Source organism: Sphaerisporangium perillae, from assembly GCF_023276435.1.
GTDB lineage: Bacteria > Actinomycetota > Actinomycetes > Streptosporangiales > Streptosporangiaceae > Sphaerisporangium > Sphaerisporangium perillae.
Genome location: NZ_JALLPO010000033.1, coordinates 68927 through 83048 on the forward strand (window position 1 = coordinate 68927; position 14122 = coordinate 83048).

9 protein-coding genes are annotated in these 14122 nt (G+C 66.4%); 5 read left to right on the forward strand and 4 right to left on the reverse strand.

What is annotated here, in order from left to right; all coding sequences use genetic code 11:
* Positions 1-7: 7 nt before the first annotated feature.
* Positions 8-991, forward strand: coding sequence for a glycosyltransferase family 2 protein (locus MYF83_RS29215; RefSeq protein ID WP_248963950.1), 984 nt, complete (start codon positions 8-10; stop codon positions 989-991).
* On the opposite strand, the gene MYF83_RS29220 is transcribed toward MYF83_RS29215, so the two are convergent.
* The 4 genes from MYF83_RS29220 to MYF83_RS29235 form a co-directional block, all read right to left on the reverse strand.
* Entirely contained in the window at positions 954-1361 is a 408-nt protein-coding gene (locus MYF83_RS29220) for a glycosyltransferase family protein (protein ID WP_248963951.1), read from the reverse strand. The two genes, MYF83_RS29215 and MYF83_RS29220, sit on opposite strands and share 38 nt — an antisense overlap.
* A 146-nt stretch (positions 1362-1507) precedes the next feature.
* Complete coding sequence (asnB, locus tag MYF83_RS29225; RefSeq protein WP_248963952.1) at positions 1508-3364, reverse strand: asparagine synthase (glutamine-hydrolyzing); 1857 nt, start codon at positions 3362-3364, stop codon at positions 1508-1510.
* A 47-nt stretch (positions 3365-3411) separates the two neighbouring features.
* On the reverse strand, positions 3412-4551 hold the full coding sequence (locus MYF83_RS29230) for a glycosyltransferase (protein ID WP_248963953.1): 1140 nt from the start codon (positions 4549-4551) through the stop codon (positions 3412-3414).
* Positions 4552-4986: 435 nt separating this feature from the next.
* The gene (locus tag MYF83_RS29235; RefSeq protein ID WP_248963954.1) at positions 4987-7134 is read right to left on the reverse strand and encodes a hypothetical protein; all 2148 of its coding nucleotides are present in this window, start codon (positions 7132-7134) and stop codon (positions 4987-4989) included.
* Between the two features lie 1059 nt (positions 7135-8193).
* Between MYF83_RS29235 and MYF83_RS29240 the strand changes: the two genes are divergently transcribed.
* The 4 genes from MYF83_RS29240 to MYF83_RS29255 all read left to right on the forward strand — a co-directional run bounded on the left by MYF83_RS29240 (position 8194) and on the right by MYF83_RS29255 (position 14063).
* The gene (locus MYF83_RS29240) at positions 8194-9453 is read left to right on the forward strand and encodes a nucleotide sugar dehydrogenase (RefSeq protein ID WP_248963955.1); all 1260 of its coding nucleotides are present in this window, start codon (positions 8194-8196) and stop codon (positions 9451-9453) included.
* A gap of 255 nt (positions 9454-9708) precedes the next feature.
* A complete protein-coding gene (locus MYF83_RS29245; RefSeq protein WP_248963956.1) occupies positions 9709-10671 on the forward strand; it encodes an ice-binding family protein in 963 nt (320 codons plus the stop codon).
* Between the two features lie 718 nt (positions 10672-11389).
* The gene (locus MYF83_RS29250; RefSeq protein ID WP_248963957.1) at positions 11390-11722 is read left to right on the forward strand and encodes a hypothetical protein; all 333 of its coding nucleotides are present in this window, start codon (positions 11390-11392) and stop codon (positions 11720-11722) included.
* A gap of 193 nt (positions 11723-11915) precedes the next feature.
* Complete coding sequence (locus tag MYF83_RS29255) at positions 11916-14063, forward strand: DUF4082 domain-containing protein (protein WP_248963958.1); 2148 nt, start codon at positions 11916-11918, stop codon at positions 14061-14063.
* The last annotated feature ends 59 nt before the right edge of the window (positions 14064-14122 follow it).

The window sequence follows — 14122 nt, forward strand, 5'->3', positions numbered from 1 at the left end:
TATCGCGATGAAGATCACTGTGCTAACGCCCACGTACAACCGTGCCCATTCGCTTCCCCGTCTCTACGAGAGTCTCACCCGGCAGAATGCCGACTTCGAATGGGTCGTCGTGGACGACGGTTCGACCGACGGGACGCAAGACCTCGTCACCGAGTTGAGCAGGCAGGCTCCCTTCCCGCTGAGCTACCTTCGCCAGGAGGCGAACGCGGGAAAGCACGTGGCGGTGAACCGGGGGATGCGAGCGGCCACAGGTGAGCTCGTGGGGGTCGTGGATTCCGACGACTGGCTACTGCAGGACGCGCTCGCCACGGTGTGCGGCGCCTGGACGGAGATCCCCGCGGAGTCGCGGGATCGATTCTGCGGCGTGGCCGGTCGCTGCGTGACAGAGCACGGTGTGGTCGGTCCGCCGTTCGCGGACGGCCTGCCGCACCTGGAGGGCACGTATTACGACCTGTTGTTCAGGCACAGGCGTCACGAGGAGTATCTGCGGTTCGACCGTCTGGATCTCCTCCGGCTCCATCCCTTTCCGGAGTCGCCGAGTCCACGGTTCATCCCGGAGAGCATGGTGTGGCGGAAGGTCGGCCGCGATCACCTGCTTCGCTACCTCGACCATCCGATCCGGTTCTACCACCTCGACGGAGCCGACAGGTTGAGCGATCGGCCGTTCGGCGAACTGGCTGCCGGCCGTCGTATCTTCTACAAGGTCACCCTGAACGAGGACCTGGACTACTGGCCGCAGGCACGCGACAGGTTCATGAAGTGGTCCGCGCAGTACGTCCGCTCCAGCCTGCACATGGGAATCACACCGGGCCGCCAGCTGAGAGACCTGGACAACGCGCGCGCGAGGCTTTTGACGATCGCCGCGCTGCCGGTCGGATTCGCCCTCTTCCTTGCCGACCGGCGTCGACGTGCTCGGCACGCGTTCCGGGCACCCGCCCGCTCCCAGCGCGCTCTCAGCGACGGCGCCGCAGCCGGTCGGGCAGCCCGGTGACGCCCCAGACGGTGACCCGCCGCAGCGCCTCGGCGACGATGGATCGGCTCATCTTGCTGGCCCCGACGGTCCGCTCGACGAACGTGATGGGCACCTCGGCGATCCGCAGGCCCTGCCGTACCGTGCGGAGGGTCAGGTCCACCTGGAAGCAGTAGCCCTGGGACTCCACGCTCTCCAGGCCGATCTTGCGGAGCGTGGTGGCCCGGTAGGCGCGGTAGCCGGCCGTGGCGTCGCGGATCGGGATGCCCAGCATCAGCCGGGCGTAGGTGTTGGCGCCGCGGGACAGCAGCTCCCGCGAGGAGGGCCAGTTGACGACCTTGACGCCGGGCACCCAGCGGGAGCCGATGGTCAGGTCGGCGCCGTCGGTCACGGCGGCCGGCAGCTTGTGCGTGAAACGCCTGTGGAGCTGGTGTAAGACCTCAAAGGAGAGAGTCCTCTCTGGCGGGCGACCGGCGGTGAAGCAGGAAACCCGGCCCGCGAGGGTTGGAATCCCCCTCGTTCACGAGGGGGAGGAGGTCAAGTCAGGGGAGCGGGACAGCCGGTCTCGGTCGTCACGGGACGGTCGAGCACCGCCTGCGCCCGATGCCAGAGTTCGAACTGGAGGAGAGACCATAGCCGGACGCTGTGGTCGGCTCCGTCGATGTGACGCCGCAGGAGGTCCTGGACCGCCGATGGGCGGAACAGGCCTCTCCCGCGGGCGGTGTCGTCGGTGAGCATGTCGAAGGCCAGCTCACGCAGCTCACCTCTGAGCCAGGCGGCCAGCGGCACGCCGAAACCCTGCTTGGGATAGTTCACTATTTCCTCGGGCAGCCAGGGAGCGACCGCTCGTTTGAGCAGCAGCTTGGTTCGAACGTTGCGGACCTTCAGCCCGATGGGGAGGCCCGCCGCCCATTCCATGAGGTGATGGTCGAGAAACGGGGAGCGGGTCTCCAGCGAGTTGGCCATGGCTGTGATGTCGACCTTGACCAGCAGGTCCCCCGGGAGATAGGTGGCGATGTCGACGTCCAGAACCCGGCCGAGATCGGTTCCCGCCGATGAGTGCTCGAAGATCTCCTCGAGCAGCCGGTAACTGTCGGTCTCCGCCAGCAGCTCTCGGAGCTCGTCACTGTAGATCGCGAGCTTCTGCTCGGGTGTGAAGCCGGAGATCAGGCGGGCGTAGCGTCGTGACGGGTGCTCCGCGGCGAACTGCATCAGCCGTCCGAGCTGTCGGGCCGGCGATCCGCTGGTGGTTCGCTCCGCGATCATGTCGCCGATCCGGGCGGTTGCCACCGCCAGCGCATGAGGCATCGCCGGAATCCATCGGGCCTTCCCCATCAGAACGTAGCGCTGGTACCCGCCGAAACACTCGTCCCCGCCGTCTCCGTTGAGCGCGACGGTGACATGTTCCCGGCTCAGTTGCGCCACGTAGAAACTGGGGACAGCCGAGGAGTCGGCGAATGGCTCGTCGAAGTGCCATGCGATGCGCGGCAGGATGTCGAGCAGGCTCGATGTGACGACGAGTTCGTGGTGGTCGGTGCCGTACCGCTCGGCCACCAACCGCGCTTTGTGGCGCTCGTCGTAACGGCTGTCCTCGAAGCCGATGCAGAATGTGCGGACCCGTCCAGGGCTCTGCATGGCCATGGCCGCCACTACTGCGGACGAGTCGACCCCGCCCGACAGGAATGCGCCAATGGGGCGCTCACTCACCATTCGGATCCGGGTGGCCTCCAGGAGCAGCTCACGCAGTCGCTCCTCCTCCGCACCTTCGTCCACCACGGGTCGTGGGGTACTGTCCAGACCCCAGTAGCGGCGCACGGAGACCTTCCCCTGCTCCCAGACCAGCAGGTGTCCAGGTGGAAGCTTCTGTACCCCCTTGTAGATGGACCAGGGTGCGGGGACGTACTGGTAGGTCAAATAGTGGTGCAAGGCCACCGGATCGACCTCGCGGCGCAGGTTCGGATCCTGGGCCAGGGATTTCAGCTCTGACCCGAACCAGATCGAGGTGTTGTCCGAGCGCCAGTAGAGAGGCTTCTTCCCCACCCGGTCCCGTGCCAGGACCAACCGCTCTCGTTGGCGATCCCAGATGGCGAAGGCGAACATTCCCCTGAGCCTGTGGACCATCTCGGTGCCGTGCTCCTCGTAGAGGTGGACCAGGCACTCGGAATCACCCGTCCCGCGCAGCCGGTGCCCTCGCCGGGAAAGGTCCTGTCGCAACTCGGCGAAGTTGTAGATCTCACCGTTGAAGACGGCCACAACCTGTCCGTCCTCGCTGTACACGGGCTGTTCCCCCGAGGCCAGATCGATGATCGCCAGTCGGCGCATGCCGAGCGCCGCGTGTTCGTCGAAATGGAAACCGTCGCCGTCCGGGCCTCGGTGCAGGATCACCTCGCACATGTGGCGCACAAGCCCCGGATCGGGACGCGAGGTAGATGCGATCCCGGCTATCCCGCACATCGGTCCTCCATCAATCGGCGATACAAATCGGTGTGCTCCTCGACCATGCATGCCACGTCGAGGTTCTTGAGGGCCCAGCCACGGGCTTCCGCGCCCAGCGAAGCGGCAAGATCTGGATCGTTCAGTACACGGGCGATCCCATCCGCGAGAGCTGTCGGGTTCGAGGCGGGTACGAGCACACCACGGCCATCGAGGAGTTCGGGTGTGCCGCCGACAGCGGTGGCGACGACCGGACGGCCCATGGCCATCGCCTCCATGACGGCGTTGCTCAGACCCTCGGAGAGTGAGGGGAGGACCACCACGTCAGCGCGTGCCAGAAACCTTTCGGGAGCTGTTATGCGTCCTACGAAACGGGCGTCGACGTGCAGCGCCTTGGCCTGTGCTTCGAGACGGGGACGCTCCGGACCATCGCCGATGAGCACCAGTGTGGCTGGCCGACCCCGTCGGGAGAGCTCCGCGGCGGCGTCGATGAGAAAGGAGTGCCCCTTCTGGCGCTTGAGGTTGGCCACGCAAAGAATGACGGGAAGAGTGGTGTCGACGTCCTCGGGCTCCACGTGATCGAAGTAGTGGGTCGGAAGACCGTTGTAAATCACGGTCAGCTTGCGTGCCGGGACTCGCTCGACCGTGTGGGCGTCATCCCGGACCGCCCAGGCGTTGGCGACGACGTGGTCGGTGATCCGGGTCATGGCTCTCTCGACGGCGAAGATCCACCGGCGGCCGGACTTGTAATCGCTCTGGCTACGTCGTCCGGCCACCACCACCGGCACCCCTGCCAACCTCGCCGCGGGCGGGCCCACGATGTAACTCCTGAAGAGAAACGCGTGCAGTACATCCGGTCTGAGGTGGTGCAACAGTCTGACCAGCCGTGCGAAGGCCCAAAGGTTCCGCCACAGGACTCCCGGGCTGAAGTGTCCACGGGCGAAGCCGAGACGACGCACTTCGATCCCGGCGTCGCGGAGCTCCCCTTCGTAAGGGCCGCCTCCGGTCAGCAGAAGGACGGACACCTCGATGCCTCTGTCGCGCAGCCCGCTCGCCAGTAGGAACAGTTGCTTCTCGGTGCCCCCGAGCTCCAATTCCCCGATGAGGAGCACGACGCGCCGAAGATCGGCTCGTTCTCTTGTCGCCACGAAAAGAAACCCCTTCGTTTGACCAGGCACTGCTGCAATTCGCTAGAGGTCACCCAAAATTGATACGGTCACCCACCGTGCGCCGGGCAGAGTGCACCAAGAAGCGATCACTGCCAGATGGCCGATGGAGACTGCACCCTGTATTGGCGGTGATCACGCAATTGTGCGGAAGCCCCTCGACGTTTTCCTTGAAACGCCGGCCTTCTCTGATGTCCCCATGGCAGCGACTGGCAGGAGTCCATCGTAGACCGCCGAAACCGCAGTCCGTGACATCCTCGCCGAGATGCGCGTGGCGCCATTGCTGTCTCATCACGTGTCCGGCTCATTTCTTGTGCCCGGCTTTGCGTGCCGACTTGGCAGACGGCATCAAATTGCGTCAAAGGTGTACAGGTATTGTTTCCGGAAACAGGGATGAGGGTTGGTGCGGACGGTCCGTCAGGACCGCGTGCCGTCCGGGACCCGGTAAATCGCGTAGTCGCCGTAACGAAGCCGGAAGTCCGCGAACTCGTCGATCCTTGTTCCCGGGCTTAGCTGACGCTCGTCGGCGAGCAGCCAGCGCACACCGTAGAGCTCTCGCAACCGCTTGATCGCGGCCGCCGAGGGGGTGCGGAAGACGGCCTCGTTCAATCGCAGGCGTTGTTGATCCCAGAACGGGCGTTGTTCGACGAGTTCGCCGGGGCGCGACAGGTCGAGGTTCGTCGCCGTGAACGCCCACCCTTCGACCAGCACGCGCCGTTCGGTCAGCGCCGCCACCCAGAAGTGGCGAGCGTCGCACGGGCTCTCGTACCCCCATCGGCAGTGCGCGTTGGTGGCGATCAGGTCGTCGGGGCGGGAGTGGTCCCGTAGCCACCGCGCGGCGGTGAGGGCACCCCGGGGGACTTGGTCCAGGTCGACTTGGCGACTCTCGTAGAGGCCGGGGGCGTGACGCGCGACCAAGGAGACGCGGGCCTGCCAGGCGGCGACCGGCCCGGCGCCCACCGCCATCGCGACCAGGAGAGCAAAGGGACGAGGGCGCCGCTTGAACGAGAGCACCACGCCGGTCGCGAGAACGCCGACGGCGGCCAGGGCCAGGTACGGCAGGTACAGGTCGGTGTCCGTCCGGCCAGGACGGAGCGGCACCTCGACGTGGCATAGGAGGCGGATCACGTAGGCGACCGCCGCTCCGGCGCAGGCCGCGCATACGGCCGCCAGGGCCGACACTCTTTCCCGCCTCGCCAGGACGAGGAACCCGTTGGCCGAGAGGATGGCCAGATAGGGGAAGGCCCCTTTGAGGAAGTACGCCTGGTTCAGGGAATGGGTGCTGCCGAGCAGGAGCACCGCGCCGCTGGCCGCGGCACTCATGCCGAGCATGAGGACCACAGCCGGGCGCAGCAGCAGCCTGGGCCTGCGGAGCAGACCGAGGATGCCGCACCACACGACGGCCCAGCTCATCAGGTACAGCAGCGTGACGCCGGCCGTCGAGGACGCCGGTGGGGTGGCCTGCTCGCCCATGCCCGTCAGCGCTCCCCAGGTCGAGCGCACCATTGACAGAGGGTCGACGGCGAGTCCCTGCCGCACGCGGCCGAACAGCACGAACTGCGCGTAGCCGAGACACGCGAGGGCCATCCCCATCGCGACGAACGCGGGCCGGGGCAGCCTGCGCCGCCTTGCCGCTTCGACCGCGGCCACGGCCGCCAGCCCGGCGAGTAGCACGGGAAGGTAGGTGGCCTTGGCCCCCATGACCGCGGCCAGGAATATCGCCAGCAGCGCCCACGTGGTGATCCCGGTTCGCCGGCGCTCGAGAAGGTCGATCAGCAGGAGGACGACCGGGGCGAACATCATGGCCCCGAAGGTCGTGGTGGGGCTGATCCAGGGCACCTGCGGGGAGCCCGTCCAGAGCAGCAGCCCGTTCGCGTTGGCGTAGAGGCTGGGAATCGCCACGAAGAGCGTGCCCGCGACGGCCAGTAGTGCGCCCGCCCAGGAACCGATGACACGCTGCCCGACCATCCCGATGAGGACGACGAACGCGGCGAGCACCGGCAGCAGGCTGAGGCGGAACAGCAGCACCAGCGGTTCCACGCCGGTGATCCAGCTCGAGGCGGCGTAGTGCGCGTAAACGAACCAGTGGTAGTAAAGATGCTCGCTGGCCACCATGGGCACTCTGGGCGGCATGTGGTGTTTCAACTCGCCCAGCAGCGCGAGGCTGTACGACAGGTCCAGATTGGACGTCCCGGCTTCCGGCCAGGTGAGGGCGCTGACCCGGAAGAACATGAGGGCACTGGAGCCGATCAGGTACACGAGCATCAACGCGAGGAACCACGACCACCACAGGGGCGCGCGGAGGTGGGTCTGGCCCTTCCAGTGCGTTCGCAGCCGGGGGTGCGCGAGAAAGGCCACGTAGATGGTGACCGGCCATATCAGGACGAGCAGCGGCGTCCCGACGGCACGGGCCGCGATGTAGGCGAAGATCTCTATCGCGTAACCCAGTGCCAGGCCGAGCGCGATCTCCTCTGCGAGCGTACGCGCGCCGCCGTAAAGTGCGCGGACGAGCAGCAGTCCTGGAAGGGTGAGACACAGCACGACGTAGGCCCCGAAGAAGGCCATGTCTCTGATGGAAACCCCGTAGTGTCCCAGAACAGCCAGGGCGAGGACCGTCACCGACACTGCGGGCAACCAGCCGGACGAGACGAAACGCCGTCGACGCCGAAGGCTCATTTCAGGCTGCTGGTCGATTTCGGATGGTCTGAGGCCTTCCGCGACTTTGAGCGGGCTGAGCGGGGAATCCGCATGCGATGGAGTCTTGGCCATGCGTGCAAGTCTGGCCACGCCATCTCATTACGCAGGCTCGGACGTGGGTGCCTGCCGATGTCCTTGCCGGTCTTTTACGTCGGCGGAGACCCATCCTTCTTAACAACAGACTGACCGCGACGCCCCGTATCCCAAATAGACGTCCACGCCGGATACGAGAGGGCTCTCCCAACCTTGGTCAATAGCCGGCTCGGCGCTATGCGTCGATTATTGTCGGGAGCCGATCAGCGCGGAGCGAAGGACGGATGGACATGCCCATGGAGATTCGAGGCATGCTCAAAATGATCTGGGGCCATCCGGAGAATCGAGTGCATCGGGGAAGGACATTCGATGGCATGCGTCCCGGCGGCTCCACTACCGCTCCCCTTGAAAATTCTTACCGCTGCGCGCGCCCCCATCACCCTTGCGATCACCGCCGCGGTGCTGCTGCGCTCGACTGCCATGCTCGGATTCCAGCAGGCATTCTGGCACGGGATTCCGGTGGCTACATCGCCCACGCACTGCGAATCACACCCAACCCCGTGAGACCTATCGGCTATTCCGTGTTCCTCCGGATGCTCCTGCCCTTTCATAGCAGCGCACTCGTTCCTGGGGCTCGCCATCGGAATGCATGGCCCTTGCCCTCACCGCGGTCCCGTCCGTGCGGCGCGGCAATACGAGTGTTTGTGGGGCCCTTCGTGCAGATCCCGGACCTTCTTTGCGAACTGTCGCGAACTGAAAACGCTTTTCGCCCGCTCCCGCAACCACTTGTCGAAGTCCAAAGCAGGACACGCCTGTTCTGCGGCGGGTGATCCATTTCTCGCCGCCGAAGTTCTACAGTCACATCCATCTCATCGAGAAGCAACGGGGGCCAGCATGGGAGAGAGACTAGTCGTCGTCGGACAGGGTTATGTGGGCCTGCCTTTGGCGATGCGGGCCGTGGAGGCCGGTTTCCACGTCGTGGGGATCGACGTGGACGAGTGGCGGGTCAAGCGGCTCAACGCCGCCGAGTCCTACGTCGAAGACGTCGGCGACGACGTGCTGGCCGCCGCCCATCGTTCCGGTCGCTACCTGGCCAGCGCCGACTACGCCGACGCGGAGGCGTTCGATGTCTGCGTGATCACCGTTCCCACTCCGCTTCGTGAAGGCGTTCCCGATCTCCGTCACATCGGTTCGGCGGGGGAGTCCGTCGCCCCGCTCCTGCGGCCCGGCGCGACGGTCATCCTGGAGTCCACCACCTATCCCGGCACCACCGAGGAATTTCTTCGCCCCCTGCTCGAGGAGAGGTCCGGGCTGCGCACGCCCGAAGACTTCTTCCTCGGGTACAGCCCGGAACGAATCGACCCGGGGAACGCGCAGTGGCGCCTGGAGAACACGCCGAAGGTGGTGTCCGGGATCGACGAGGCCTCCCTGGAGAGGATCCAGGCGTTCTACCGGCGGATCGTCCGGGACGTCGTTCCCGTCTCCTCGCTGCAGGTGGCGGAGTTGTGCAAGCTCCTCGAGAACACGTTCAGGCACGTCAACATCGCTTTGGTGAACGAGCTTTCCATCTTCGCTCAGCAACTCAAGATAGACGTCTGGGAGGCCATCGACGCGGCCTCCACCAAGCCGTTCGGCTACATGCGCTTCACTCCGGGGCCAGGGGTGGGCGGCCACTGCCTGCCCATCGACCCGTCGTACCTGTCGTGGCGGGTCAAGCGGAGCCTTGGGCACAACTTCCGGTTCGTGGAGCTGGCGAACGATATCAACGACCACATGCCGGATCACGTCGTGCAGCGGCTCGCCCTCGCGCTGAACCAGCGGCGCAAGCCGATCAAGGGCAGCCGGATGCTCGTGCTCGGACTGGCTTACAAGAAGAACGCGGGAGATTGCCGTGAATCGCCGGCGATCGAGGTCGTCAAGGCCCTCTGCAAACTGGGCGCGGAGGTGCGGGCCGTGGATCCGTACGTGGACGCCTTCCAGCTTCCGGCCGAGATCGACGCGGTCAGGCTGACGGATGCGCAGCTGGCCTGGGCGGACGCCGTCGTCGTCCTCACCGACCACGATTGCTTCGACTACGACCTGGTGGGGCGAGTGAGCGATTTCGTGTTCGACGCACGCAATCGCTGTCGCGGCGCCAACGTCGAATGCCTGTGAGCCGAGCCGGCCGGCTACGCCGTCCTGGCACGCCCGAGAATTCCATCGTCCGGCAAGGGATAACTGATGATGAATGTCGGTCGCTCTCGTGTTCTACGGTTCACCGCGACCCTTTCCATACTCTTCGTGGCCGGTGTGCCCATCGCTCACGGCGGTGCACGCGCTGTGGTGCCGCCGGTCGGTGGTGCACGCGCTGTGGTGCCGCCGGTCGGTGGTGCACGCGCTGTGGTGCCGCCGGTCGGCGGTGCACGCGCTGTGGTGCGGCCGGTCGGGTTCGGCTATGCCCGCGACTGCACGGTCATGGCGGGAACCGCCGTCATGAACCGCGGCGGGGGCACCACCACGATCACCGGCGACGTCAGCATCAGCCCCGGGACCACGGTGAGCGGGTTCCCGCCCGGCCAGGTGCGGGGAAGCATCGACCGCGACAACGCCGAGGCGAGGAACGAGAAGGCCGCCGCGGTCGCCGCCTACAACGACGCCGCGGGCCGGACGCCCACGGCCACGCTGGCGCCGCAGCTGGGTGGGAGGACGTTGCCCTCAGGTGTCTACGACACCCCTGGCGGCGTCTTCGAGCTGGCCGGGACCCTCACCCTCGACGCCGAGGGGAACAAGGACGCCGTCTTCATCTTCCAGGCCGACTCCGCCCTGAACACGGCGAGGGTCAGCAATATCGACCTGGTGAACGGCGCCCAGCCGGACAACGTCGTCTGGCAGGTCGGCGGCTCCGCGACCCTCGGAAGGTACTCGACCTTCAGGGGGAACATCCTGGCGAACCGCGCCGTCGCGGTGACCACGGGGACCGCCTTCTACGGTCGTGCCATGGCCCTCAACGACATGGTGATGCTCGAGGGCACGACCTACCTGCCCGCCACCCGTGTCACCTGGCCCAACAACCCCGCCACCGCCACGACCCTGACCTCGTCCCCCAACCCCTCCCGCAAGGGCGAGCCGGTGACCTTCGTCGCCACGGTGACCGGGAACTACCTCGGTTTCCCGCCCTCCAACGAGGTGCTGTTCCGGGACGGCGACACGGTCGTCGGCTCGGCGACGATCGACGCGGCGGGCCAGGCGACGTTCACGACCTCCGGCCTCACCAGGGGAGGGCACCAGATCACCGCCGTATATGTGGACGGCGGCACCGCCGTGAACGAGGACTGGGCCCAATTCGCGCCCAGCACATCGGCCGTAGTCACTCAGGTCGTGATGAATCGGTGATGAACGGACTGAATGGACGCCTTTTGGATTGAGGTGTCATCTGTTTGCCTCCATCGCAACCGCGGCCACGCGTTATCACTTGATGAAGGGGTATCTCCTGCTCACGCCGTGAATTAATGCGCGGCAGGAATACGCCCATTCTCACCGCCGGGGAGCCCAAGTGATTTCTCGTCTGCTGGCCCGGGTGCTGGCGTTGAGCGTCGCCTGCGGGGCTCTGGGACTGCCGGCCGGGGAGGCGGTGGCCGACACGCCCGCCAAGACGGTGAAATTGGACGCGGCGCCGGCGCATGCGAAACGCGTCGCGATCTCGTCTCCCCTTCGCCGGCATTGTCACCGCGGACACTGCGAATGCCGGAAAGGCCGCTGCCACGGGAAGCAGCACTGGGGGAAAAGGTATGGATCACGCCGGGGTGGGGCTTCCGGCGGGAAGAGGATGAGGATCGACTACGCACATCGGGTGAAGGTGCTCGGTTCGCACAGGTCAGACGGTCTTCACGGTACGGAAGGACTCCGCGAGGTTTCCCGCTCGCACGGCCGCGCGGCCCCGGCGGGTCCTCCCGGCCCGGCGGGCCCTCCCGGCCCTTTCGGACTCCCCGGACCGGCGGGGCCGGGTGGTCCACCCGGTCCGGCAGGCCCACCCGGGCCCACCGGTCCCTCCGGGCCGGCGGGCGCTCCCGGGGCGCGGGGCCTGACCGGGGCGGTGTCGAGTGTCGGCTCGGTGCTCATCACATTGCTGTTCGCGCCATTCGACACGAACTTCATCGCATACGCCCCAGGCGACGGCACGACCTGGATCCAGGACCCCCGCACGCCCGTGCCGGGCTCCTGGCACAAACTCGACTCGGTGCCCGGCTATCCGGCCGGTGTCGTCGGAGTCTCGCTGACCGAGGCCGCCGTGCCGTTCAACACCCTGCTGGTCACGGTGTCGACGTCCGGTGGCGTTCTCGCGCAGACAAAGTGCACACTCACGGCGCCTCCGCCTCCTCCGGGCGCGGCGTGGGCGGCGGCCTACTGCGGAGCCTTCAAGGTGATCACCCCGCCATCCGGCTGAGGGCGGCACGTGCGTCCGGTGGTCGCCTCGACTTCGATATCAGCAATTAATACGTGATCACATGAATTGCCGTGATATTGCCGCTTTGTGGGATATTCGGTATCCGGCCGATAATTGTGGCCACTGTCAGTAGCGGACTGCGGACTTCCGGTCTTGAGTCTAACTCAATCGCGTTTCATCAGAGGTCATCGCAATGAACAGGCATAGGCCCGCCACCGATCATCAACGCGACCGTCTTTTTGCGAACAAATCCAACAAGCCGGGCGTAAGCTCTCGTGGATCCTTTATACGGCCGGCCCGTGTCGAGCCCGGCCACGTGTCGGAGCATGGCATCCCATGGCGACGCGCCCGCCGCTCTCGTCGTCTCGTGATGGCCCTCGCCGGCATCCTGGCCGCGGGTGCCGTCGTGGGAAGCCCAGGCAGCGCGCACGCCGATCAGGCGCCGGTGGACCTCGGCGACGCGGCGCCCTTCGGTGTCCTGGCCGGGTCCTCGGTGACGAACTCCGGTCTCACCTCGGTCCTGGGAGACCTGGGAGTGAGCCCGGGAAGCACGCTGACGGGCTTCCCTCCCGGCACGGTCAGCGGAACGATCCACGCGGGCGACGCCCCGGCGGCAACGGCCAAGGCCGACCTGGTCGACGCCTACAACGACGTCGCGGGCCGGACACCGGTCGTCACGATCCCGCCCGGGCTCGGAGGGACGACGAGAACCCCCGGTGTCTACACCGCGGCGGGCGGCTCCTTCGGGATAACCGGGACGCTCACCCTGGATGCTCAAGGCGACCCGGAGGCAGTCTTCATATTCAAGGCGTCAACGCTCACCACGGCCAATGTCAGCAACATGAACCTGGTGGGCGGAGCCCAGGCGGACAACGTGTTCTTCCACCTCACCGGCACCGCCAATCTGGGCACGTTCTGCACGTTCCGCGGCAACGTCCTGGCTCAGGCGTCGGTAACGGTCAGCAGCGGCGCAGCCGTCAATGGGAGGGTGTTCGCCCTCAACGACGGGATCGCCCTCCAGGGCACCGGCTCCCCGCCGGCAACCCGCATCACCGTGCCCAACGACCCGCCGACCACCACGGCCCTGACGGCCACGCCCAATCCTTCCACGGAAGGGCAGTCGGTCACCTTCACCGCCACGGTCACCCCCGTCAACGGCTCCACCGTCCCGCAAGGTCCTGTGGTGTTCAAGGACGGCTCGACCATCATCGGCTCGGACAACGTCGACGACTCGGGACACGCGACGTTCGCCACATCGAGCCTCGCCGCGGGACAGCACCCGATCACCGCCGTCTACCTGGGCGGCGACACTCCCGAGAATGAGGGCATCGTCCATTTCGCGCCCAGCACGTCCAACACGGTGGTCCAGGTGGTCTCGGCCGCCCTCTGGGACAACTCCACGACTCCGGCCGAGGTCTCCGTCGCCGAGTCGATCCCCGTCGTGCTCGGGGTGAAGTTCCAGGCGACCACGAGCGGGACGATCAGAGGCATCCGCTTCTACAAGAGCGCGCAGAACACCGGCACCCACACCGGAAGCCTGTGGACCAGCGGCGGCGCGTTGCTGGCGAGCGGCACCTTCACCGGCGAGACGCCCTCCGGGTGGCAGCAGCTGAACTTCTCGACACCCGTGTCGATCACCGCGGGCACCACCTACGTCGCCTCTTATCAAACGACAGCGGGACACTTTTCCCGGAACTTGCAGTACTTTGCCGGCCAATACACGAACAGTCCCCTCATCGCGCCCGCCTCTGGCGCGGTAGGCGGTAACGGCGTGTATGTCTACAGCGCGGCGAACGCGTTCCCCTCGAATAGCGCCCAAGCCACCAACTATTGGGTCGACGTGCTGTTCGCCCCTTCGGACTCCCTGTGGGACGACTCGGTGACTCCGACCCAGACGTCTGTCCCCGAGTCCTACCCGGTCGTGCTGGGGGTGAAGTTCCAGGCGGCCACGAGCGGGACGATCAGGGGAATCCGGTTCTACAAGAGCGTGCAGAACACCGGCACTCACACCGGAAGCCTGTGGACCAGCGGCGGCACGCTGCTCGCGACCGGGACCTTCACCGGCGAGACCGCCTCCGGCTGGCAGCAGCTGAACTTTTCGACACCGGTGTCGATCACCGCGGGCACCACCTATGTCGCCTCTTATCAAACGACAACGGGACACTGGTCCCGCACACTGCAGTACTTTGCCGGCAAGCACCAGAGCGGATCGCTCACCGCGCTCGCGGATGGTGAGCAAGGGGGCAACGGCGTGTACATCTATGGCTGGTCCAACGCCTTCCCGACGAGCACTTCGCGAGCCACCAATTACTGGGTCGACGTCGCTTTCGATATCGCTTGACGCGCTCCCCGGGCCGAGGCCCGGGGATTCCGCCTGCGGTCATGCGGCACTTCGGTGGC